Origin of the sequence: Chryseobacterium nakagawai, from assembly GCF_900637665.1 — a bacterium.
Lineage (GTDB): Bacteria > Bacteroidota > Bacteroidia > Flavobacteriales > Weeksellaceae > Chryseobacterium > Chryseobacterium nakagawai.
This window is the reverse complement of record NZ_LR134386.1, coordinates 4,532,251-4,555,435: the sequence shown is the minus strand read 5'-3', so window position 1 is coordinate 4,555,435 and position 23,185 is coordinate 4,532,251. Positions and strand designations below refer to the sequence as shown.

Annotated in this window: 24 protein-coding genes and 1 pseudogene; 18 read left to right on the top strand and 7 right to left on the bottom strand. The window is 34.5% G+C overall.

Features of this window, described 5'->3' with window-relative positions; all coding sequences use genetic code 11:
- The first annotated feature begins 29 nt into the window (after positions 1–29).
- The 7 genes from lpxD to EL260_RS20410 all read left to right on the top strand — a co-directional run bounded on the left by lpxD (position 30) and on the right by EL260_RS20410 (position 6,474).
- Entirely contained in the window at positions 30–1,061 is a 1,032-nt protein-coding gene (gene lpxD / locus EL260_RS20440) for a UDP-3-O-(3-hydroxymyristoyl)glucosamine N-acyltransferase (RefSeq protein WP_123857355.1), read from the top strand.
- On the top strand, positions 1,054–2,451 hold the full coding sequence (locus EL260_RS20435) for a bifunctional UDP-3-O-[3-hydroxymyristoyl] N-acetylglucosamine deacetylase/3-hydroxyacyl-ACP dehydratase (RefSeq protein ID WP_045500260.1): 1,398 nt from the start codon (positions 1,054–1,056) through the stop codon (positions 2,449–2,451). The genes lpxD and EL260_RS20435 overlap by 8 nt, the downstream gene beginning before the upstream one ends.
- On the top strand, positions 2,452–3,246 hold the full coding sequence (gene lpxA / locus EL260_RS20430; RefSeq protein WP_068944369.1) for an acyl-ACP--UDP-N-acetylglucosamine O-acyltransferase: 795 nt from the start codon (positions 2,452–2,454) through the stop codon (positions 3,244–3,246).
- Between the two features lie 40 nt (positions 3,247–3,286).
- Positions 3,287–3,853, top strand: coding sequence for an elongation factor P (gene efp / locus EL260_RS20425; protein ID WP_045500255.1), 567 nt, complete (start codon positions 3,287–3,289; stop codon positions 3,851–3,853).
- Positions 3,854–3,920: 67 nt separating this feature from the next.
- Positions 3,921–4,823, top strand: a complete 903-nt coding sequence (locus EL260_RS20420) for a UDP-3-O-(3-hydroxymyristoyl)glucosamine N-acyltransferase (RefSeq protein ID WP_123857354.1) — start codon at positions 3,921–3,923, stop codon at positions 4,821–4,823.
- A gap of 90 nt (positions 4,824–4,913) precedes the next feature.
- The gene (gene sucD, locus EL260_RS20415) at positions 4,914–5,786 is read left to right on the top strand and encodes a succinate--CoA ligase subunit alpha (protein WP_002977143.1); all 873 of its coding nucleotides are present in this window, start codon (positions 4,914–4,916) and stop codon (positions 5,784–5,786) included.
- A 16-nt stretch (positions 5,787–5,802) separates the two neighbouring features.
- On the top strand, positions 5,803–6,474 hold the full coding sequence (locus tag EL260_RS20410) for a porin family protein (protein WP_123857353.1): 672 nt from the start codon (positions 5,803–5,805) through the stop codon (positions 6,472–6,474).
- Between the two features lie 237 nt (positions 6,475–6,711).
- Here EL260_RS20410 and EL260_RS20405 read toward each other — a convergent pair whose 3' ends face one another.
- The 3 genes from EL260_RS20405 to EL260_RS20395 all read right to left on the bottom strand — a co-directional run bounded on the left by EL260_RS20405 (position 6,712) and on the right by EL260_RS20395 (position 9,394).
- Positions 6,712–8,022: an ABC transporter permease gene (locus EL260_RS20405; RefSeq protein ID WP_123857352.1), complete on the bottom strand. Its 1,311-nt coding sequence runs from the start codon at positions 8,020–8,022 to the stop codon at positions 6,712–6,714.
- Between the two features lie 4 nt (positions 8,023–8,026).
- Positions 8,027–8,938, bottom strand: a complete 912-nt coding sequence (locus tag EL260_RS20400) for an ABC transporter ATP-binding protein (RefSeq protein WP_123857351.1) — start codon at positions 8,936–8,938, stop codon at positions 8,027–8,029.
- Positions 8,939–9,043: 105 nt separating this feature from the next.
- Entirely contained in the window at positions 9,044–9,394 is a 351-nt protein-coding gene (locus EL260_RS20395; protein ID WP_123857350.1) for a T9SS type A sorting domain-containing protein, read from the bottom strand.
- 118 nt (positions 9,395–9,512) lie between these two features.
- Here EL260_RS20395 and hemB point away from each other — a divergent pair, with 118 nt between their 5' ends.
- Both hemB and EL260_RS25725 read left to right on the top strand, forming a co-directional pair.
- Positions 9,513–10,502, top strand: coding sequence for a porphobilinogen synthase (hemB, locus tag EL260_RS20390; protein ID WP_123857349.1), 990 nt, complete (start codon positions 9,513–9,515; stop codon positions 10,500–10,502).
- A 139-nt stretch (positions 10,503–10,641) separates the two neighbouring features.
- Positions 10,642–10,785, top strand: a complete 144-nt coding sequence (locus tag EL260_RS25725; protein WP_164464451.1) for a bacteriocin-like protein — start codon at positions 10,642–10,644, stop codon at positions 10,783–10,785.
- A gap of 63 nt (positions 10,786–10,848) precedes the next feature.
- On the opposite strand, the gene EL260_RS20385 is transcribed toward EL260_RS25725, so the two are convergent.
- From EL260_RS20385 to EL260_RS20380, 3 genes are all read right to left on the bottom strand, one after another.
- Positions 10,849–11,031 (bottom strand): bacteriocin, encoded by a 183-nt coding sequence (locus tag EL260_RS20385; protein WP_123857348.1) that lies wholly within the window; start codon positions 11,029–11,031, stop codon positions 10,849–10,851.
- Positions 11,032–11,299: 268 nt separating this feature from the next.
- The gene (locus EL260_RS25720; protein ID WP_164464452.1) at positions 11,300–11,473 is read right to left on the bottom strand and encodes a hypothetical protein; all 174 of its coding nucleotides are present in this window, start codon (positions 11,471–11,473) and stop codon (positions 11,300–11,302) included.
- Between the two features lie 68 nt (positions 11,474–11,541).
- Entirely contained in the window at positions 11,542–11,838 is a 297-nt protein-coding gene (locus EL260_RS20380; protein ID WP_123857347.1) for a TM2 domain-containing protein, read from the bottom strand.
- 148 nt (positions 11,839–11,986) lie between these two features.
- Between EL260_RS20380 and lptB the strand changes: the two are divergent.
- The 4 genes and pseudogenes from lptB to EL260_RS20360 form a co-directional block, all read left to right on the top strand.
- A pseudogene (gene lptB / locus EL260_RS20375) lies at positions 11,987–12,712 on the top strand (LPS export ABC transporter ATP-binding protein); the annotation flags it as partial.
- Between the two features lie 1,007 nt (positions 12,713–13,719).
- Entirely contained in the window at positions 13,720–14,799 is a 1,080-nt protein-coding gene (locus EL260_RS20370; RefSeq protein ID WP_123857345.1) for a baeRF3 domain-containing protein, read from the top strand.
- A gap of 185 nt (positions 14,800–14,984) precedes the next feature.
- Positions 14,985–16,712, top strand: a complete 1,728-nt coding sequence (locus EL260_RS20365; protein WP_123860589.1) for an ABC transporter ATP-binding protein — start codon at positions 14,985–14,987, stop codon at positions 16,710–16,712.
- A 40-nt stretch (positions 16,713–16,752) separates the two neighbouring features.
- Positions 16,753–17,709, top strand: coding sequence for a helix-turn-helix transcriptional regulator (locus EL260_RS20360; protein ID WP_123857344.1), 957 nt, complete (start codon positions 16,753–16,755; stop codon positions 17,707–17,709).
- 78 nt (positions 17,710–17,787) lie between these two features.
- Here the strand turns inward: EL260_RS20360 and EL260_RS20355 are convergent, their stop codons facing one another.
- Positions 17,788–18,279 (bottom strand): DinB family protein, encoded by a 492-nt coding sequence (locus EL260_RS20355; protein ID WP_123857343.1) that lies wholly within the window; start codon positions 18,277–18,279, stop codon positions 17,788–17,790.
- Between the two features lie 176 nt (positions 18,280–18,455).
- Between EL260_RS20355 and EL260_RS20350 the strand changes: the two genes are divergently transcribed.
- The 5 genes from EL260_RS20350 to EL260_RS20330 all read left to right on the top strand — a co-directional run bounded on the left by EL260_RS20350 (position 18,456) and on the right by EL260_RS20330 (position 23,167).
- Positions 18,456–19,040, top strand: a complete 585-nt coding sequence (locus EL260_RS20350; RefSeq protein WP_123857342.1) for a hypothetical protein — start codon at positions 18,456–18,458, stop codon at positions 19,038–19,040.
- Between the two features lie 327 nt (positions 19,041–19,367).
- The gene (locus EL260_RS20345) at positions 19,368–19,937 is read left to right on the top strand and encodes a cob(I)yrinic acid a,c-diamide adenosyltransferase (protein ID WP_115969229.1); all 570 of its coding nucleotides are present in this window, start codon (positions 19,368–19,370) and stop codon (positions 19,935–19,937) included.
- Positions 19,927–20,556: a thiamine diphosphokinase gene (locus EL260_RS20340; protein ID WP_123857341.1), complete on the top strand. Its 630-nt coding sequence runs from the start codon at positions 19,927–19,929 to the stop codon at positions 20,554–20,556. Before EL260_RS20345 ends, EL260_RS20340 begins: the two co-directional genes overlap by 11 nt.
- A gap of 218 nt (positions 20,557–20,774) precedes the next feature.
- Positions 20,775–21,650, top strand: coding sequence for a tyrosine-protein phosphatase (locus EL260_RS20335; RefSeq protein ID WP_123857340.1), 876 nt, complete (start codon positions 20,775–20,777; stop codon positions 21,648–21,650).
- A gap of 122 nt (positions 21,651–21,772) precedes the next feature.
- Entirely contained in the window at positions 21,773–23,167 is a 1,395-nt protein-coding gene (locus EL260_RS20330; protein WP_123857339.1) for a type III PLP-dependent enzyme domain-containing protein, read from the top strand.
- Positions 23,168–23,185: the final 18 nt, after the last annotated feature.

The window sequence follows — 23,185 nt, the reverse complement described above, 5'->3', positions numbered from 1 at the left end:
AATTATAGAATTTCTTATCTTTGCAGAATATGGAATTCACAGCTTCGCAAATTGCAAGTTTTATTGACGGAAAAATAATAGGTGATGAGAATGCACTTATTACAGGGGTTTCTCCAATTGAAAATGGAGAATCAGGACATCTTTCTTTTATAGCACAAGATCGGTTTTCTCATTTTTTAGATACCTCAAAATGCTCTGTAATCATCGTTTCGGAAAAACTTCTGAATGAAAATAGTTATAACCCAACCTTAATTGTAGTAAAAGATGCCTATTTATCTTTTCAGGTCCTGATGAACTTATATCAGGAGATGAGAGGAAGAAAAGAAGGTATTGAAGATGGTTCGTCCATCCATGATTCAGCTGTGATAGGTGATCAAGTGTATATAGGAGCATTTACCTATGTTTCTGAAAAAGCTAAGATCGGCGATGGGTCACAAATTTATCCACATGTATATATCGGTAAAGGGGTAAAAATTGGTAAAAACTGTAAAATAGACAGTGGAGCCAGAATTTACGATTATTGTATTATTGGGGATAACTGTGTCATTCACTCCAATACAGTAGTAGGAGGAGATGGTTTTGGGTTTCAACCCACTGCTGAAGGATTCAAAAAGATTCCACAGCTTGGAAACGTCATTATTGAAGATGATGTAGAAATTGGTTCAAACTGTAGTATTGACAGAGCAACAATTGGTTCTACCATCATTGGAAAAGGTACAAAAATTGATAATCTGATTCAGATTGCCCATAACGTGAAAATAGGACAGAATAATGTAATTGCAGCACAAGCAGGAATTGCAGGTTCTACTACCATCGGAGACTGGAATCAAATTGGAGGTCAGGTAGGAATTGTTGGACATATCAAAATCGGAAACCAAGTGAAAATTCAGGCTCAGAGTGGTGTGAATTCTAGTGTTACCGATAGAGAAACTTTATATGGTTCACCAGCAATTAGCTACAATGACTATTTAAGAAGCTATGTTCATTTCAGAAATTTCCCTGAAATAGTTAACAGAATAAATAATCTTGAGAATAACTCAAAAGATAATACTAATGAGTGATATGCAAAAAACGCTTCAGGAAGAGGTAACTCTTTCTGGAATAGGCCTTCATACTGGTAAAGAAGTAAAACTTACCATCAAACCCGCAAAAGAAAATACGGGATTTGTATTTGTAAGAACCGATTTAGAGGGACACCCTCAAGTTGAAGCTGATGTTAATTATGTAGTAGCAACAGAAAGAGGTACAACATTAGAAAAGCTTGGCGTAAAAATAACTACCTGTGAGCACCTTTTGGCTGCTCTGGTAGGTTGTGATATAGACAATGCAGTGTTGGAAATGGACGCATCTGAGCCTCCTATTTTAGATGGATCTTCAAAATATTTTGTAGAAGCAATCGAAAGTGTAGGAGTGGTAGATCAGAATGTTGCCAGAGAATATCTGGTGGTAAAGGAAGTGCTTACTTACAGTGATCCGGCTACAGGTTCGGAAATCACAATCATTCCTTCAGATACTTACGAAGTAACTACAATGGTAGATTTTGGAACTAAGGTTTTAGGAACTCAAAATGCTACCCTTAAAAATATTTCCGAATTTAAAGATGAAATCTCTTCAGCAAGAACATTTAGTTTCTTACATGAACTGGAAATGCTTTTAGATCACGGATTGATCAAAGGAGGAGATATCTCTAATGCGATCGTTTATGTAGACAAGGATCTTACTCCGGAAACTACAGAAAAATTGAAAAAAGCCTTTGGTAAGGATAATGTATCCATCAGACCAAATGGTATTCTCGATAACCTTAACCTAAATTATCCTAACGAAGCTGCAAGACACAAATTATTAGATGTAATTGGTGATTTAGCTTTAGCAGGGGTGAAAATTAAAGGCAAGGTTATTGCTAACAAACCAGGACATTTTGTAAATACTCAATTTGCAAAAAAATTAAACCGTCAGTGGAAATTGCAGAAAAAGAAAAACGTTCCGGATTTTGATTTAACAAAAGAACCGGTATTCGATATCAACGGAATTATGAAACTTATGCCTCATAGACCTCCGTTCTTATTAATTGATAAAGTTCTAGAACTTTCAGACTCTCATGTAGTAGGATTGAAAAATGTAACAATGAATGAGCCTTTCTTCGTTGGTCATTTTCCTAAAGAGCCAGTAATGCCTGGAGTTCTTCAGGTTGAAGCTTTAGCTCAGACAGGTGGTATTCTTGTTTTGGCAAGTGTTCCTGATCCTGAAAATTATTCTACCTATTTTATCAAGATTGATAAAGTGAAATTCAAAAGAAAAGTAATTCCTGGAGATACACTTATATTCAAAATTGAATTAATAGAGCCTATCAGAAGAGGTATTGTGCACATGCAGGGGTACGGATATGTAGGAGATACAGTGGCAGTAGAAGCAGAGCTTATGGCTCAAGTTGCAAAAAATAAAGTTGATTAAATGATTCATCAATTAGCAGCCGTAGATAAACGTGCGAAAATCAGCAAAAATGTAATCGTAGAACCATTTACTACAATTGCAGGGGACGTAGAAATTGGAGAAGGAACTTGGATTGGTCCAAATGTTACCATCATGGATGGAGCAAGAATAGGGAAAGATTGTAAGATTTTTCCAGGGACTGTAATTTCTGCTATTCCTCAGGACTTAAAGTTTGATGGTGAAGATACACGAACTATTATTGGAGATAATACTACTTTAAGAGAATGTGTAACAATAAATAGAGGAACAAAAGCCTTAGGTTATACCAAAGTAGGAAGCAATTGCCTTATTATGGCGACTTCCCACGTTGCCCATGACTGCATCATAGGAGATAATGTAATTATTGCCAATGGTTGCGGTATTGCAGGACATGTTGAAATCGGAGACTTTACTGTAATGGGAGGTCTATCTGCTGTTCAGCAATTTGGTAAGATCGGAAAACATACCATGATTTCAGGAGGATCTTTGATTAGAAAAGATGTTCCTCCTTATGTGAAAGTGGCAAGAGATCCTATTTCCTATGCTGGTATTAACTCAGTAGGCCTTAGAAGAAGAGGTTTTTCCAATGAGAAGATCTTTGAAATTCAAAAGATTTACAGAGCTATTTTCCAAATGAAGATGAACGTTTCCCAAGCATTGGCATATATTGAAAAAGAAATGCTTCCTACCGCTGAAAGAGATGAAATTCTTCAGTTTATCCAAAACTCTCCAAGAGGTATTGTGAAAGGATATGGAACAGGAAAAGACAGCAACTAAAAGTGCTAAAAATTAAGTAAAAAAAGATAATATATATTTAATGGCAACAAGTAACGATATCAGAAAAGGTCTTTGCATTGAATTCAGCAATGATATTTTTAAAGTAATTGAGTTCCTTCACGTAAAACCAGGAAAAGGTCCTGCATTCGTAAGAACAAAACTAAAATCTGTAACCAACGGAAAAGTATTAGATAATACATTCTCTGCGGGTCACAAAATTGAAGAGGTAAAAGTAATCACAAGAAAGTTCCAGTATCTTTATGATGACGAGAACGGATTCCACTTCATGAATAACGATGATTTTTCTCAGTTATATTTAAATAAAGAAATGATTGAAAACTCAAACTTGATGAAAGCAGGTGAAGAAGTAACAATCATTTTGAAAGAAGCTGATGAAACTCCGCTTTCTGCTGAACTTCCACAATCGGTATACCTGGATGTCATTGAAGCTGATCCGGGTGTAAAAGGAAACACGGCTACCAATGCTCTTAAAAATGCAATCGTTGAAACAGGAGCAAGAGTAATGGTTCCTTTGTTCATTGAACCAGGAGACAAAATTAAAGTGAGCACTGAAGACGGTAGCTACTTAGAAAGAGTAAAAGAATAAATAAAATTTACATAAATTCGGTTTGCATTAGCACTCCGAATTTTGTTTTATAAGAAAATCTATTGTTATGAGATTCCATTCTCCGCAAAAGCTTAAAACGATCGCTGATTTAATTGGCTCAAGGTTTATTGGCCCTGAAGACTTTGAAGTATTGGGAACCAATGAAATTCACATGGTAAAACCAGGTGATATTGTTTTTGTAAATCATCCCAAATATTACGACAAGGCACTAAATTCTGCTGCAACTATCATTTTAATTGATAAAGAAGTAGATTGTCCTGAAGGGAAAGCACTTTTGGTTTCTGATGACCCTTTCAGAGACTTTAATAAGATCAATACCCACTTTACAAGAATTTACAACTTTACAGAAGAACTTCATGATGTTGAAATTGGTGAAGGAACAAGAATCCATTCTTCTGCAGTCATTGGAAACAATGTAAAGATTGGAAAAAATACCTTAATTTTCCCGAATGTAGTGATTGGTGATAGAACAGTAATTGGCGACAATGTGATCATCCAGTCCAATACCGTGTTAGGAGGTGATGCATTCTATTACAGAAAATTAAATGGAAACTTTGACCGTTTAATCTCTGTAGGAAATGTAGTGATCGAAAATAATGTAGAAATAGGTAATGGGTGTACTATTGACAGAGGAGTTACAGATTCTACAGTAGTTGGAGAAGGTTCTGTTTTGGATAATCAGATTCAGATAGGGCATGATACAATCATTGGAAAGAAATGCTTAATAGCTTCTCAGGTTGGAATAGCCGGTTGCTGTGTGATTGGAGATGAAGTCACTTTATGGGGGCAGGTAGGTATCGCTTCCGGGAATAAAATTGAAAGCGGATCTGTGCTCTTAGGGAAAACCGGAGTGAATAGAGACCTCGAAAAAGGTACCTATATCGGAATGTTTGCAGAAGATTTCAAAACTTACTTGAAAAAAGAAGTAAAACTGAGAAATCTCAAATAAACAATTCCAAAGGTTTTGTCCAAAATCAAAGAAATTTAAGTAAATTTGTGAGCATTAATAAAATAATAAATAAATTAAAACAACAATAAAATGTCAATTTTAGTAAACAAAGATTCTAAAGTAATTGTACAAGGATTTACAGGGAACGAAGGTACTTTCCATGCTGGTCAGATGATTGAATACGGAACCAACGTAGTAGGTGGTGTTACTCCAGGAAAAGGAGGAAGCGAGCACTTAGGAAAGCCAGTATTCAACACAGTAGCTGATGCTGTTGAAAAAGCAGGAGCAAACGTAAGTATTATTTTCGTACCACCGGCATTCGCAGCAGACGCTATCATGGAAGCTGCTGAAGCAGGGATCAAAGTAATTGTATGTATTACTGAAGGTATTCCTGTAGCTGATATGGTAAAAGTAAAATCTTATATTGCTGACAGAGACTGCAGATTAATCGGACCAAACTGCCCTGGAATCATTACTTCTGAAGAAGCTAAAATTGGTATTATGCCAGGTTTCGTTTTCAAAAAAGGGAAAGTAGGTATCGTTTCAAAATCAGGTACCCTTACTTACGAAGCTGCTGATCAGGTAGTAAGAGCAGGTTACGGTATTTCTACAGCTATCGGTATTGGTGGTGATCCAATTATTGGAACTACTACAAGAGAAGCTTTGGAATTATTTATTAATGACCCTGAAACTGAAGCTGTTGTAATGATTGGAGAAATTGGTGGAGGACTGGAAGCAGAAGCTGCTAGATGGTATAAGGCTAGTGGATCTACGAAGCCAGTTGTAGGATTTATTGCTGGACAAACAGCTCCAAAAGGAAGAACAATGGGACACGCTGGTGCTATCGTAGGGGGTGCAGAAGATACAGCTCAGGCAAAGATGGAAATCATGAGAGAGAATGGTATCAACGTTGTTGATTCTCCTGCTGATATCGGTGCTACTGTAGCGAAAATTCTAGGATAATATAAAAACAAACAATATGAAAAAACTTTTATTAGCCTCAGCTTTAACCCTTTCTGCTTTATCCTTTGCACAAGTGCAATGGAAAAATACAAGATTCGGGGTTACGGCGGGATTAAACTATTCAAGAGTTTCCAATGCCCATAATCCTTCAGGCCCAAGATATACCTTTCAAGGTGGAGCTTTGGCTTTAATTCCCGTAGGAAAGACAAACCAGTTTTATATCCAACCTGAAGTTCTATACTATGGGGCAGGAGAAACTGGGAAAGATAGTGACGCTAAGAATGCGAGTGGTTATAACGCAGTATATGCTAATAACTATTTGAGTGTACCTCTTTATTTCAAAGGGTACTTTTCAGAATCAGCATCTGAGTTCTTTGGATTATTAGGACCTAGATTTAACTTTTTGATCAACCAAAATGTTAAAGATGCTCCTGCAACCAGACCTTATTATTATCCGGATGGAAGTGATCCTTCACAACCTCCCGGTGTAAATGGAAAAGCCAATAGCTTTAACTGGGGGATAGGATTTGGTGTAGGATATAGCTATAAGAGACAACTTGAAGTAGCTGTAAAATATGACTTAGGTCTTTCAGATACTTACCCGAATCTTGTAAAAGAAAAAGGTGGATCTGATAAGAAAAAATCTGAACAGGTGATCGCTCTTACCTTAAGCTACATATTCAAATAAACTATTTATTCAGAATATAAAATACAATATCCCGGAAATAACTTTCCGGGATATTTTTTTATGCCCTTATGTAAGTAAACAGAGAGCTTATATAGGAAATGAAGTGATTGCATTCTATAATTTTGAATATTTTATTTGAGGATAAGAGATAGGCTTCCTCATTTCTAAAATAAAAAAAGGGCAAATTAGCTTGTTGCCAATTTGCCCTTTAAATTTTCAATGTTTTTGTCCTAGGAATTAGCCCCTAATCCATTTCCAAAGCTCTTTTAAAGTAGCCTTATTTCCGTACATCAAAATTCCTACACGATAGATTTTTCCGGCAAGGAATATCATAAAGACAGTGGTAGCCAATAGCAGCACAATAGATAAGGCAATCTGCCATGCCGGAACTCCGAACGGTATTCTTGCAATCATGGCAACTGGTGAAGTAAAAGGAATAATAGATAACCAGAAACCCATTGGGCCGTCAGGATTGTTCATTAATGAGAAACTTCCATACATTCCCAACGTTAATGGTAAGATTGCAAATAAAGTGAATTGCTGGGTCTCTGTTTCATTATCCACAGCAGAACCAATAGCTGCATAAATAGAACTGTAGAAAATATATCCTAAAAGGAAGAAAACAATGAACACAAAGATGATCAATGGGAAATTCAGCTCCAGCAGACTATGAGAAATCTGGGTGGCAAGCTGAGTCATATCCAGTTTACTAGCAATTTGCTCATTGGTACCGGGAACGGTCTGTTGAAGAGGTGAAAATCCAGTATTTAAAACCAAAGCTCCAATTACTGACATGGTAATCCAGATCAAAAACTGGGTAAGAGCAACCAATGTTACTCCAAGGATTTTACCCATCATCAATTCAAAAGGTTTTACGGAAGAAATAATGATCTCTACAACACGGTTGTTCTTTTCTTCCAACACGCTTCGCATTACTCTTACTCCATAGATAATAATGAACATAAAAGTAACATACATTAAGACCATACTAAGTCCGGATTTAACACCAAAAGTAAGGTCAGAATCTTCTTTATTATTATCTGCAACATTAATTGTTTTCAGACTGAAACTCTTATCAAGATCGTTCAGCTGGGTTTCCTGAATCCCTAATTGTTTGATTTTTTCCTTTTTAACAACATTGCTTATATCAGAAACGATCTTCTGCTTGGTATCAAAGCCCATTTTACTGTTGATAACCAATCTTGCTCCCGATTCTAGCTCTTCGTAATTTTGTCCTTTTAATTCAGGTAAAATTAAGATCCCATCCAGAGATTCATTTCCTTTTAAATTGTTAATCTTGGATTTTTCATCTGCTGCAGAAACAAATACGTAGTTCAGTTTATCATTAGACTTCAGCTGATTCGTAAATAAACCACTTTTGTCAACAACCTCAATAATACTGTGCGATTCATTGGCTTTAAACATTAATCCGATTACGGCACCGAAGGCAATAATCATAACAGGTGCCAATAAAGTCAATATGATAAAGGATTTTTTCTTAACCTGTGTAAGAAACTCTCTCTTTGTAATTAAAAAAATATTTTTCATAAAATTAAGAATGGTTACTTACAGCGTTAATAAACACTTCATTCATACTAGGGATCCTTTCATCAAATGATCTTACTTTTCCTACGTGCACAAGGTCAAGAAGAATATTATTCTGATCCGCTTCATTTTTCAGATCAAAAGAAACGAGACTGTTCTCATTGGAAAAGTTGAAAAGCTCATATTTGTTTCTGAAGCTTTCTAATTGTTCATTATTCACTTCAGAAAGGGTAATGCCAAAAATATTTTTCTTGAATTTTTCCCTAACGTCAAAGACCCTTCCATCAATGATTTTCTTGGAATTGTTAATCAAAGCCACGTAGTCACACATTTCTTCCACACTTTCCATTCTGTGGGTGGACAGAATGATCGTAGTTCCGTTATTCTTCAAATCAATGATCTGATCTTTGATGAGATTGGCATTTACAGGATCAAAACCTGAGAAAGGTTCATCAAGGATTAAAAGATGAGGTCTGTGAAGTACTGTTACCACAAATTGAATCTTTTGTGCCATTCCTTTAGACAGTTCGGAAAGCTTTTTTTTCCACCATTGGTCGATATTCAGTTTTTCAAACCATTTTTTAGCTTCATTCAGAGCATCATTTTTGCTCATTCCCTTTAATTCTCCAAAGTACAGGATTTGATCTCCTACACTCATATTTTTGTATAGCCCTCTTTCTTCAGGCATATAACCGATATCTTTGATGTGATTTGGATTCAGTTTTTCTCCGTTAATTAAGATCTCTCCGGAGTCTGCCTGGGTAATCTGGTTAATGATACGAATGAATGAAGTTTTTCCGGCTCCGTTGGGACCTAAAAGTCCGTAAATACTTCCTTTAGGAACATGGATGCTGAAATCATCCAATGCGACCTTTTTTCCGGTATTATAGGTCTTTTTAATATGTTCAGCTTTTAGCATTAAGTTGTTTTTTTACAATTAGTAGAAAAAAGTGCTTAAAGTTACGTAAATATTAAAAGAGATTGTTATAAAAGAAAAAATCCTGATGATTATCAGGATCTTAATTTATTGTTTCACGATTTGAGTAACTTTCTGCGTGTTGTCGCTCAAAATATAACGGATCAGATATTTTCCGGGTTTTAATTTTTCAATATTGATCTCTCCGGAATTCATATTGACTGTATAATTGGCAACTTGCATACCCAAAATAGAATAAAAAGTCACACTTTTGATTCTCAAAGAAGAATCTTTTGCCTTAATGATAAGGAAATCCTTTGCAGGATTTGGATAGGCAAGCAAAACACCATCATCTGCCTTCTGAGTGATGGAACCCGGCTCTCTAAGCTGAGCTTGTAAATTGTTGGAAAAACCAACAAAAGCGCCTACAAATAAAAATAAAAGTAAAAATTTTTTCATCAAATTTATAATTTCTCGAATATATATAACAAATATAACAAATTCTACAATTTCATACAATAGTTTTTTGTATAACTTATAGTAAATTTGTAGAAACTTATTCAAAAAGTATTCCAAAATGATACATTCAAGAAATAGAAGACTTAGAGTTAATGAATCTATCAGAAGTTTGGTAAGAGAAAATGTGCTTACAACTGATGATTTTGTAATGCCAATCTTCGTAATGGAGGGCGAAAACATGCAGGAACCGATCCTGTCGATGCCGGGAATCTTTAGGCGAAGCATAGATTTAACAGTAAAAGAATGTAAGGAATTATTTTCTTTGGGCGTAAAAGCTGTCAATTTGTACATGAAGGTGTCCGAAAACCTGAAAGATAATACAGGAAAAGAAGCATGGAACAAAAACGGATTGATGCAGAATACGATCAAAGCCATCAAAGATGCAGTTCCGGGAATGGTGGTAATGCCTGATGTTGCCTTAGATCCTTATTCAATCTACGGGCACGACGGAATTATTGAAAACGGAAAAATCTTAAATGATGCTACCAATGAGGCATTAGCAAAAATGTCAGTATCTCATGCAGAAGCAGGAGCAGATCTTGTAGCGCCAAGTGATATGATGGATGGCAGAGTTCAGGTGATTCGTGAAGCATTGGAAGAAAGTGGATTTACAGATGTTGGTATCGTAAGTTACGCTGCAAAATATGCAAGTTCTTTCTATGGACCTTTCAGAAGTGCTTTAGACAGTGCTCCAAAAGAAAATGTTGAAATTCCGAAAGATAAAAAGACTTATCAGATGGATTTTCACAATACTCGTGAAGCTTTGAACGAAGTATTTAAAGATATTGATGAAGGAGCAGATGTTATCATGATTAAACCAGGTCTTCCTTATTTGGATATCGTTTCTAAAGTACGTGAAGCCATTGACCTTCCAATTGCTGTGTATAACGTAAGTGGAGAATATGCAATGGTAAAAGCAGCTGTTCAAAACGGATGGTTGGATAATGATAAAACAATTATTGAAAGCCTTACTTGTTTCAAAAGGGCTGGTGCAGACATGATCTTCACTTATTTTGCTAAGGAGGCAGCGATGATTTTAAATAAATAAAAGAAATTCAAATACCTTTTAAAATAGACTGTCAGTAAGGCAGTCTATTTTTTGTGAGCTTTCAAAAAAAAAAATTTGAAATAATTCTTTATATAGAGAATATTCTTATATTAGAATTCTAAAAATAAAATAGTTAATTATGAAAAATTTAAAGAAGATCGAAAGAAACCAATTGAAAGGAATTAAAGGAGGAGAAGTAATCATTGATGACCCAAATTGCGGGACATTATGTAAAGGTATTTGGCATCCATGCACAATCAATCATGTAGCTTGTCCTGATTAATTGACATACATACAAAAAAGAGATTGCTTGATCAGCAATCTCTTTTTTGTATAATGTAGCTTTTTATCCAAAACATGCTTTATAATCACGATGTCCTTCGCGAATAGGACTTTCTCCGCCTTTATCATCCACACAAACATTGGTAGGGCATAGGTACCAACCAGCCGGACATCTGCCTTCTGAATCAGGAAAACGAATACTTCCGCCATTGATTGTTTTCAAATCTTTTTTACTTAATTTTTTCATAATAATTATTTTTATTGGTTTGTGAGCCTAAGATAATAAAAATATCACACTATTTTGATATATTTTTCTTTTTTCGAAAAAATGAATGCTCAATATATTGGTATTAATTTACCCTTCTTAAAGATGGGTGTTATAAGAGTCTTTTACTACTGAAGTGATGAAACAGAAAATATGATTAAGAAGGCAAACCATTTTATTATTTAAGGGGAATAATGATCATAGAAGTAATATATAAAATAGGCTGCTCAGATTTGAACAGCCATTTTTTTTACCCAAAGCAAAACGAATCTTTTGGATCTATAGGTTTGTTCCCTCCATCATCAAAAATACAGACATTGGTAGGGCAAAGATACCACCCTGGAAGACAATTGCCATAGTCATCTGGGTATCCAATGTATCCGCCGTTGATTATTTTCAAATCTTTTTTTGTTAATTTTTTCATGGTGAATATTTTTATTAATTAGGTACTCTAAAATAATGAAAATATATCATACTGTTTTTGATATTTAATTATAACCAAGGTTTTCTTCCATAAACATAGGTGTCATCAAACTGTTTGTCATCCATACAAAGATAAATGATACCCTCAATAAAAGGAATAATAGAAGCAACCCCACAAGTAACAATATTCAAAACTAATTGGATAATTCCTTCTTTGGTATATCCAAGATAAAATTTATTTAGACCCAGCCAGCCAACAAGAATACCTAATAGAGCTGGAGGAAGCTTTTTTTCTGAGCGGTAAGGGGTAGTAGTTTGCTGTTGGTTTGCTGTGTTTTCTGTTTTGGTATAACCGTAATTTTCCATTTCTTAATGTTTGTAATTGATTTTGTACAATAAGTAGCTCAAAATAATGAAAAGTTACAATGATTTGGAAGTGAATGAGTTTACATGTAAGATCAACAAGTTTACATTAACCTATAAGTGAAGTTTATATTTTTGATATATTTGCCCTATGATTTTACGCGGAGAAAACTTAATCAAAGAATACGGTCCTAAAAAAGTTGTAAAAGGCGTTTCTGTACAGGTTCAACAGGGAGAAATTGTTGGTTTGCTTGGTCCGAATGGAGCAGGAAAAACTACATCGTTTTATATGATCGTAGGGTTGGTTAAGCCTACTTCAGGGAAAATTTTTCTGGATAAACAGGAAATTACTACAGATGCGATGTATCGAAGAGCCCAAAAAGGGATCGGATATCTGGCACAGGAAGCTTCCGTTTTCAGAAAATTGTCTGTAGAAGAAAATATTATGGGAGTATTGCAGTTGACAAAACTTTCAAAACGTGAACAGCAAATCAAATGTGATGAACTGATCGAGGAATTTTCTTTACAGCATGTTCGTAAAAACAGAGGAGATCTTCTTTCTGGAGGAGAGAGACGTAGAACAGAGATTGCCCGTTGTTTAGCTACAAGCCCGAACTTTATTCTTTTGGATGAACCGTTTGCAGGAGTTGACCCGATTGCGGTGGAAGATATTCAAAAAATTGTAAGAAGTCTTGTAGATAAAAATATCGGAATTCTGATCACCGACCACAATGTACAGCAAACCCTTGCGATTACCAACAAAACCTATATTATGTTTGAAGGAAAGATCCTTAAAGAAGGACTACCGGAAGATCTAGCGAATGATCCACAGGTAAGAGAAGCTTATCTTGGAGAAAACTTCGTATACCAAAGCATTTTAGACAAACCGAAAAAGAAAAAATATGCCTACAATATCTGGGCAGGTAATTTTGATTCAAAAGCTCAACTACAGGGATTCGTAGATGAAAATTTTAAACAATTTGATGATTTGAGACTCATGTATGGTTTTGAGGATATTAGCTTTGCTTCATTAGCCAATTCTGAAATTGAACATATCTTTAATGATGTAGTAGATAAAAATGCAAATAACTCATTTGTTTTCCAGAAAAAAGAAATCAATTCACAATATACGCTGGAACAGGCAGAAGCTGAATCTAAAGAGGTAAGCAGATCTGAGCTTCATTATCTGACGACGTATATGTATGAAGGATAACAAATTAAAATAGTATTCAAACCATTGTCTATATGATGATGGTTTTTTTTTGTCAAATTGTATTAAAATATTAGAAGTATTAATGAATTAATATAAAATAATGCCTTTTGGCTTAGATTTTGTAATTTATAATATCTATTAAATTGTAATTATTTAATCGAACGTTTGAATAATGCGCAATGTTATTATAGAAGATATAAACATTAAAACTATTTCATTTCTGTTGTTACTTTCTTATTTAACTAGTTTGATGTTTATCCATATTAATTCGTTATACTTTAAACCTCAGATGTTCTTGCGAGGGGAGATGGTGATTTATAGATTGACAATGTCACTTTAGTAGAATAATTCCGATCAAAGAAGCTGAATGAGAAAATGTAACGAAATAAATAATCATTAAATCCTCAATTGAATTCAGATGTGATCAGGTATAGATTGTCTAATATGTAAAATAACCCAAATGAAGAATATTAACATTAAAAAAATTATTGATATCCTAATGATAATCCTCCTCATAATATTTATCATACAGAACCTAGAAAGCGTTATGGTAAAGTTTATGACCATGAAGTTTGAATTGCCTCTTATTGTATTGATATTAGCTGTTTTTGCATTAGGATATTATACATCAAAAGTTTTTAGAAAAAGATAAATCACAAAAATATATCATTATGGCATTAAAAGAAATATTACAAAAATTAGCAAACGAAAAGAATAATCCGTGTGTAACGATTTCACTTAACACACATCGTACACATCCGGACAATCAACAGGACGAAATTATTCTTAAAAATCTTCTAAAAGAAGCTGAAAACAGGATTATAGATGAATTTGGGAAAAGGCCAGTATCTGAAATTTTGGAAAAAATAGAAAATATTTCCGAAAAAATTGACCATCAGCACAACCTTGAGAGTTTACATATTTTCTTATCAAATGACACGGAAGAAATTATAAAATTAACTTGGGAAACCCGGGAAAATATGGTGGAAATAGATGATAAATTTGCTGTAAGACCAATTATCAAAGCGACAGTAAGAGCTGAGGAATACCTTATTTTGGTTTTGACACAAAGTGGGACTAAACTTTATGAAGCATTGAATGATTCTATAGTGAAAGAAGTTAGAAATGAAGGCTTTCCATTTCCTAAAAATCCTTTTTATATAACACATTCTGATGTGAGAAGTGATGCGAAACAGGTTGATAATCAGATTAAAGAGTATTTTAATAGAATAGATAAATCGGTTGTTGAAATTCATAAGACGTCAAGCTTAAATGTTGTGGTTATCAGTACAACAGATAATTTCAGTAAGCTTATAGAAGTAGCTGATTTACCTCAAATTTATATTGGCCACGATCATAAAAATTATGAATCTGCAGAAGAACATCACATTGTAGAACAAGCTTATGAGATTATCAAGAGTCAACAAAAAGAGAAACGCACTTTAGCAATTGAAGAAATCAAAGAAGCGGTTTCTCAAGGGACTGTTCTTACCGATCTTCAGGAAATCTACCAAGCAGCTATAGATGGAAGAGGTGATCTGTTAATAGTTCATCAGGATTACGAGCAGTCAGTAAGAATGATTGATGAAAGAACATTCGAATATGAGGATAATTCAAAAGAGCCGGGAGTTATTGATGATATTGTTTCTATCATTGCTTGGGATGTTTTTTCCAAAAAGGGGAGAGTTTATTTTACCCATCAGGAAGAGCTTTTAGAATTAGGAAAGATTGTATTAAAGACAAGATATTAAATAAAACTTCTTTTTTTGAAATAAAAAAGCCTGTATTGTACAGGCTTTTTCATGATTTGTTTTAAAAAAGGCTTAATTTTACTAAAGACCTTTATCTTATATCCATGGCAAAACCATTCAACAGAACAGTTACTTTATTTGGGATTTATAAACAACTTGTTCCATTCATCAGACCTTATCGGCCGATGATTTACGGAACTTTGTTTCTTACATTTCTTGGGGCTTTGGCAGCACAGGTAAACCCAATTGTATTGAAGTATACAGTAGATGAGGTAACCAAGCTTACTCATCTTCCTCATCCGATGACAGAAGGAATTCATATCCTGATCATTATTTCTATTATTTTACTGGGAAAGGAGCTGTTGAATATTTTTATCAACTTCGGGCAGAAGTTTTATGGGGAAAAGATTAGAATTAATGTCAGTTCTGTGCTGGCACAATCTGCCATTGATAAAATTTTGGGCTATCGGGTGGCATACTTCAATGATGAAAACCACGAATCTGGAAAGTTACAAATCAGAATTGACCGCGGTATTGAAAGTTTAACAAAGCTAGTACAGAATTTTTTTATTGATATTCTTCCGCTTTTTTCCAATGCTATCATTGCGCTTATCATTATGTACATGCAGAATGTATACGTGGGAGCTGTTTCTACTATTATTGTTCCGATCTATTTTTACATAAGTTCGCTGCAGGCTAAGAAATTGAGTGGGGTACGCCGGCAACTCAGAAATCAAAGGGAGAAGAAAACTTCTGGTCTTTTGAATCTTGTCAATTCCATTATGGTCATTAAAAGTTTTGTTCGTGAAAAATTTGAAGGTAAAAAACAATATGATCTGCAGATGCAGCTGATGGAAAGCCAGATGTTCACCAGAAGAACCAACTTTATTTATGATGGATTAAAAACTTTCATAGAACAGTTTGGAGTGGTTTTAATTATCCTTTTAACGGTATACCTGGTACTCGATCAGCAGATGACCATTGGGGCAATTATGCTTCATATTATGCTTTTCAACAATGTATCAGCACCCATTCGACAATTACACAGGATTTATGATGATATGAATGATGCGATGATCTATGCTGAAGGATATTTTGATATTCTGAATGCAGACAATGAAGCAGAACCGAATGGAAGTTTTGTTGAAAAGAAAATTAAAGGAACTTTTGAACTGAAAAATGTAAACTTTACTTATCCTAACGGAACACAAGCCTTACACGATGTTTCTATGAAAATTGAAAACGGCAAAACGACTGCATTGGTAGGACTAAGTGGGGCCGGAAAATCAACGGTAATTAATCTGCTTTGTAAATTTTATTTGCCGGATTCAGGAGAAATTCTGCTGGATGATGTAAATCTAAATGAATTTGATAATACATTTCTGAGAAGCGATCTGGGACTGGTTCTTCAAAAAAACCACATTTTTCAGGGAAGTATTGAAGACAATATCCGCTACGGAGATATGAATGCTAGCTTTGAAGAAATTAAGGCTGCAGCTAAAAAGGCATATCTTCATGATCAGATTATGGATCTTCCTACCGGTTATCAACATGACGCCACCCAGCTTTCTGGAGGGCAACAACAGAGAATTGCTATTGCAAGACTGTTTCTAAAAGACCCTCCAATTATATTCCTGGATGAACCTACAGCAAGTCTGGATGCCATTGCTACTGAACAAATTAAAAATTCTTTAGATGCCATTAAAGAAGGGAGAACTGTAATCATTATTTCACATTCATTATCTCAGATTCTGGATTCAGATACGATTTATGTGATGAAAAAAGGAAGAGTTGTAGAAAATGGAACTCATGATGAATTGTATAATAAAGAAGGTACCTATCGTGAAATCTTTGATGCCTCAGCACGAAGCTTAAATCTTGATAAGCTGGTGAATACTTTTAAAGAAAATTAATAATTTTGTTGACATATTTTCAGTCAACAAGTGTCAATACATGAACGATCACTATTTAAAGAAACTCGACCGCGTTACAGCCATTCTTACCCAGCTGCAGTCTAAACCTGTAGTAAGAGCACAGGATCTGGCTGAAAAATTCGATGTCAGTGTAAGAACCATTTATAGGGATGTAAAAACCCTTGAGAATGCAGGAATTCCAATCGTTGGAGAAGCAGGAAACGGATACTCTCTGATGGAGGGTTATAAGCTTCCACCGGTGATGTTTACTAAAGAAGAGGTTTTGAGTTTTATTACTGCTGAAAAGCTTATGCAAAAGTTTTCCCATCAGAGTTTGGGAAATCATTATCAGACCGCGATGGAAAAAGTGCGTTCAGTGTTGAGGTATTCAGATAAGAATTTGATTCAGAATATTGAAAAACAGATCGATGTTTTTAATTTTCATACACAGCAAAAGGAAGAAGATTCTCTGAAGAACGTAATACCTATTATTCTGGAAAGTATTGCAGAGAAAACACAGCTGACTATTGAATATCAGACCGTAGATTCAAAAGTGACCAATAGAACGATTGAAGCGGTTGGGATTTTCTTTGAATTTAATTTTTGGTATATCATGGCATACTGTACGTTGAGGAAAGATTTCAGACAATTCAGGGTAGATCGTATTTTGCAGATTTTCAAAACACAGACTCCCTTTTTGCAAGAATATGGCCAGATTAATGATTACAGAAAATCACATGGGAATAAAGTGAAGGCAAAACTCCTGGTAGATAAAAAGATAATGGCTCACCTTGTCAATTCTAAAAAATATTATGGTCTGATTGAAGAAGTAGAAACCGACTTGGGAATGGAACTTACTTTTGAAACAGAATGGATCAACGATGGATTTCCCCGCTGGGTTATTACTTTTGCAGACTATGCCACCATCCTTGAGCCGGAAAGTCTTCGGGTTAGAATGGGCGAATTGCTTGTCAAAATGATGGAAAGACATCAATAAAAACCTCAGCAGAAAACTGCTGAGGGAGATTGACTTTTATTGGCAAATAGATGAAATGGTTTATTAAGGATACTTTTATTAGAATCTTTCCCAGAAGAAAGGCGGTTCAATTCCTAAAGCTCTCAGATAAACATATCCCTGTGCACGGTGGTGAATTTCGTTATCTACAAAATAAAGAATGTTCTCATATACCGGGAACTCATATTGTCCGAATAAATTAAACGTTTCCTGGAAGCGCGTTTCAGTGATTTGTCTGAAGTAATGATTGATAACCTCAGTTTCTTCATCCCATTTTTTAAGGAGTTCTTCTTTGGTTTTTGGGGTAAAACCTTCCTCATTGTAAGCTTCCATATTGTTTTCAATGATTCCTTTTAAAGCAACCCCTCCAATATTGAGTAGTTCTGTTGCCATTTTGGCGAATGGTCTCATTCCACCAATTGAAAATTCAAATAATTCTTTTTCTGGAAAAGCTTCAATTACTCTTCTTGTCAGGTTTCTGTGCCCTTGCCAATCCTTTAATAATTGCTCAGTAGTCATGAATTGCTGGGTTGCTGTTGCTGTAGTTGTCATAATGTATCGTTTTTGTTTGTTATTGTTGATACAAAGGTATGAGCGGGTGATGACAACAGTTTGTCAGTAGGATTTTTGATGATGAAAAAATATTTTATTTCTTTGCTAAAATATTAAAGACTACTTTTCCGTTTAAGATAAGTATATTAATAAAAAGAAAATGATTATTTAGAATTATGAAGAAGTATATTTTGCCTGTTATGGCCGCTTTTTTATTAGTATCATGTAATAAAATTGAAGACAAGATAGATCAAACAGTTCAGGAAACCACAGAAAAGATACAGCAGAAAGCTCAGGAAGCAGTAGAAGAGACTGTTAAAAAAACAGTGAATGAATCTATTAATTCACTAACTAATTCTGAGGATGTAAAGTTCAATACTGTTTTTCCTAACGCCGGATCTGATATGATTTCAGAAGAAAAAGGAAAAAAAATAAAACTTCCTACAGGAACCGAAGGTTATATCTTTAAATACAAAGCAGACATTGCAGTATTGCTTCCTTTTTTAGAAAATCAGGCAACTTCTAATGAAGAAAAATCGGATAAAACAGCAAGAAAAATTGATGGACAAAGTATTATCAATAAAATAAGTCTTCTTTCCAAATTTCTTCCAAATAATACTTTTGATACAAGCTTTTTAGAAGATATTAAAACAGATAAAAGTATTCAGTATTATAAGCTGAAAAGATTTCCTAACAGTAGTACCCTTATCTACAACCCAAAAAACCAGACCATCATACAATACGTAGAGGTAAATAAATAATTTGGATTGGCCGGCTTTTGCCGGCCGTTTTATATAAGAGTCATTACGAGAGTCTAAGACGACTCCGACAAAAAAACTTTGAATTTTTGCCATTTCTCTGATGAAGAGGGAATGTGTACAGTCTTTCAATTGAAATATGGTTGGAAATCGGAGATTTTCAGAAAACTTTAGTACACTTCTCAAGCAGTTAGTGGTCACTCAAAATAACTTAAGTGTTTAAAAACTTTTGCGCCTTTTGTGGCTAAATATATTCTAATAATAGTGTTACATACCTATCATAAATACATTTTACTTTTTACATTGTCCAAAAAAAGGTATTTTAGTACTATGAAAATTTATACAAAAACAGGAGATAAAGGTCAGACGGCACTTTATGGCGGAACAAGAGTTTCCAAAGCCAGTGCAAGAGTTGACAGCTATGGAAATATAGATGAGCTTAATTCATTCATCGGAATTGCAAAAAGTCATATTGAGGATGAAGAAGTTTTGAGACAATTGAAAAAAATCCAGTTTGATTTATTCACGGTAGGTTCAGAAGCGGCAACACCTGTAGATAAACTGATGTTGGCAAACGGAAAATCGCGTCTTCCCATCATTATTTCAGAAACAGAAATCGAGGAATTGGAGCAGTGGATGGATATTTTTGACGAAAAGCTGGAACCTCTTCAATATTTTATTCTTCCCGGAGGTGGAAAACCTGCAACCTTTTTACATGCGGCAAGAACCATCTGTAGAAGAGCAGAACGTTCATTGGTGTTCTTAAATGAGGCTGAAGAGGTACGTCCTGAATTAATAAAATATTTAAACAGATTATCAGATTATCTTTTCGTATTGGCAAGGTATATATCAAAATTAAACAACGAACCGGAAGAATATTGGAACCCGAATGAGAGATAAAGTATTACTTTTCATCAACGGAGAAGCTCCCAGAACTTTTCCAAATCCGGATTATTATGATTTGATTGCCTGTACAGATGGTGCTTTTCATTATCTCAAAAGGATCGGATTTCCTTTAGATAAACTGGATTTTATTTCCGGTGATTTTGATTCCCATTCCGGATCTGATGAAAATATTTACCAGGAAAAATTTATCCATACGCCGGATCAGAATCACACTGATTTTTATAAAGCACTGGATATTATTATTGAAAAAGGAGGGAAGAATGTAGATGTTTTTGGCGGAAGTGGGGGTGAGCAGGATCACTTTTTAGGAAATCTGACGGTTGCTTATGCATTTAAAGATAAATTGGAAGTGAAGTTTTATGATGAATTTTCAGAATATTACTTCATTCCTAAAAATTTTATAATAAAAGGAATAAAAGATAAAATGGTTTCCCTATATCCGTTTCCTTCAGCTGAAAAAATTATAACAAAAGGATTGAATTGGCCCTTGGATAATGGAAGTTTAAACATTACCTCAAGAATCGGAACCCGGAATTTTGCAGTGGAAGATGAGGTTTCCATTACCTATGAAAAAGGAGATCTGTTGATTTTTATTGGCAAAAATTATTTGTAATTTAAAAAAGCATGAATTACAAAAATGGTGTTAATCCATTTTTTCAGATAATAAAATTAATCTGATATTACATCAATAGAAATGGGTTTTAGTATAAAATAAAGTCTATTGGCTTTAGCCAAAACCTAATAATAAAGTAAAATTTTAAACCACAGAAGTCTCAAAATATGTTCTGAGAAGCTTTTTTTGAGCCTTTTGTGGTTAAACAAAAAAAAATATTGAATACATTCATCAAAATATCGGTTGTCACTATTTCATTATTCTGTATTTTCTCATGCAAAACACAGCATTTTGAGCGTCCTGAATATGGTAAAAACCAAACGGAAAAGGTGATTAAGATTAAAAAGGTTCATAATTTCCGGGCAGTTGGCAATATTAAAAATACCGAAGGACGATCTTTAAAAGAAGGAATGTTCTACAGAAGTGCTCATCTTCATAAACTTAAAGAGAAATCTTTTGATGAGTTTGAAAAATTAGGCATTACAGAAATTATAGATTTAAGGAATTCAAAAGAGATTTTTGAGAGCCCTGATCATTTGCCGAATGGAATTACGTATAAGAAATATTCAGCATTTGAAGATGAAGGAGATCAGTTGTCACAGGCAAGAAAACTTGTGCTGAAAGGAAAGGTAAATGCTTCAGATGCAGACAAAAGAATGATTGATTTTTATCGCGAATATGTTACCGAAAATCCGGAAATCATAAAAACCATCATTACAGAGATCCTGGAATCTGAGAAGCCTGTTCTTTATCATTGTACAGCAGGTAAGGATAGAACCGGGATTGTAACCGCTTTACTCCTTACAATATTGAAATTTGATAAAGAAACCATCTATAATGAATATCTTTTGTCCAACAATTTTCGAAAGCCTTTGGTAGAGAAAAGACTTCGATTAGCAAATAACCTTCATTTCCTGTACCCGAAGATGGATTTACAGGTTTTGGAGAAGTTAAGTTGGGTAGAAAAAAGATACCTTGATGCAGCTTTTGGAGAGATTGATAAAAAATATGGTTCTATAGATGATTATATTCAGCAGGTATTAGGTATTTCTGAAGTCAAAAGAGAGGGATATATTCAAAAGTTTACCCTCTGATTATCAGGGGTAAATTTCTCTAAACAACAATATTGTTGTTTTATTTAAAATTATAATAATTTTAACACCTAAAAATCAAACTTTTTTAGCAATTTTGCATTTCTTAATTCACTTGTTTAGAAATGAAAATAAAGTACTCGGAACTTATTGATCAGACATTATATTTTCCTACGGAGGAATTTAATGTTTCTGAGAACAATTTGTTGTTTCACGACGTTCCATTGATGGACGTAGTTGAACAATTTGGCACTCCGCTAAAGATTAGCTATCTGCCGAGAATTTCTCAAAATATTCAAAAAGCCAAAAGCTGGTTTAAAGAAGCTTTTGAAAAAATTGAATATAAAAAGAATTATACCTACTGTTACTGTACAAAATCCAGTCATTTCAATTTCGTATTGGAAGAGGCACTGAAGAACGATATTTCGATAGAAACGTCTTCTGCCTATGATATGGATATTGTAAAATCTCTTTATGAGAAAGGGAAAGTAGATAAAAACATTGAGGTAATCTGTAATGGATTCAAGACTGATGACTATCTGACCAATATTTCAGATATGATCAATAGTGGTTTTGGAAACATTACTCCGATTTTGGATAATTACCGTGAACTGGATAAGCTTACAGAAAGTATAGACTCTACGTTCAATATCGGGATCAGAATCGCTTCAGAAGAAGAACCTAAGTTCGAATTTTATACCTCAAGATTAGGAATCGGATATAAAGATATCATTCCTTATTACAGCCAGAAGATCGCTGAACACCCGAATGCAAGATTGAAAATGCTTCACTTTTTCATTAATACGGGAATCAAAGATACTTCTTACTACTGGAACGAATTGTACAAATGTCTTCGTGTATATGCACGTTTGAAGAAAATTGCTCCTGAAGTGGATTCATTGAATATTGGTGGAGGTTTTCCCATCAAAACCTCTCTGAATTTTGATTATGATTACCAATATATGGTAGAGGAAATTGTTTCTCAGATCAAAAAATTCTGTGAAGAAGAAGGAGTAGAAGAACCAAACATCTATACTGAATTTGGAAGCTTTACCGTTGGAGAAAGTGGGGCAAACCTTTATAAGATCATTTCTCAGAAACGTCAGAATGACAGAGAAAAGTGGAACATGATTGATTCTTCTTTCATGACGACACTTCCTGATACATGGGCCATTTCAAGACACTTTATTATGCTTCCGTTAAACCGTTGGGAGGATAGCTATGAAAGAGTATTTTTAGGGGGATTGACGTGTGATTCAGATGATTATTATAACTCTGAACAACATACGAATGCCATTTATCTGCCTGTTTTCAGTGATACGAAGCCGTTGTATATCGGATTCTTCCATACAGGAGCTTATCAGGAAACCATCGGAGGATATGGTGGAGTACACCACTGTCTGATGCCTCAGCCAAGACACGTCCTTATTCAGAAAGATGAAAACGGTGAATTACAGTATGAAATTTTCCGTGAAAAACAGGAACCGGAAGATATATTGAGACTTTTAGGTTATAAATAATTTTGTAATCAATAGAAA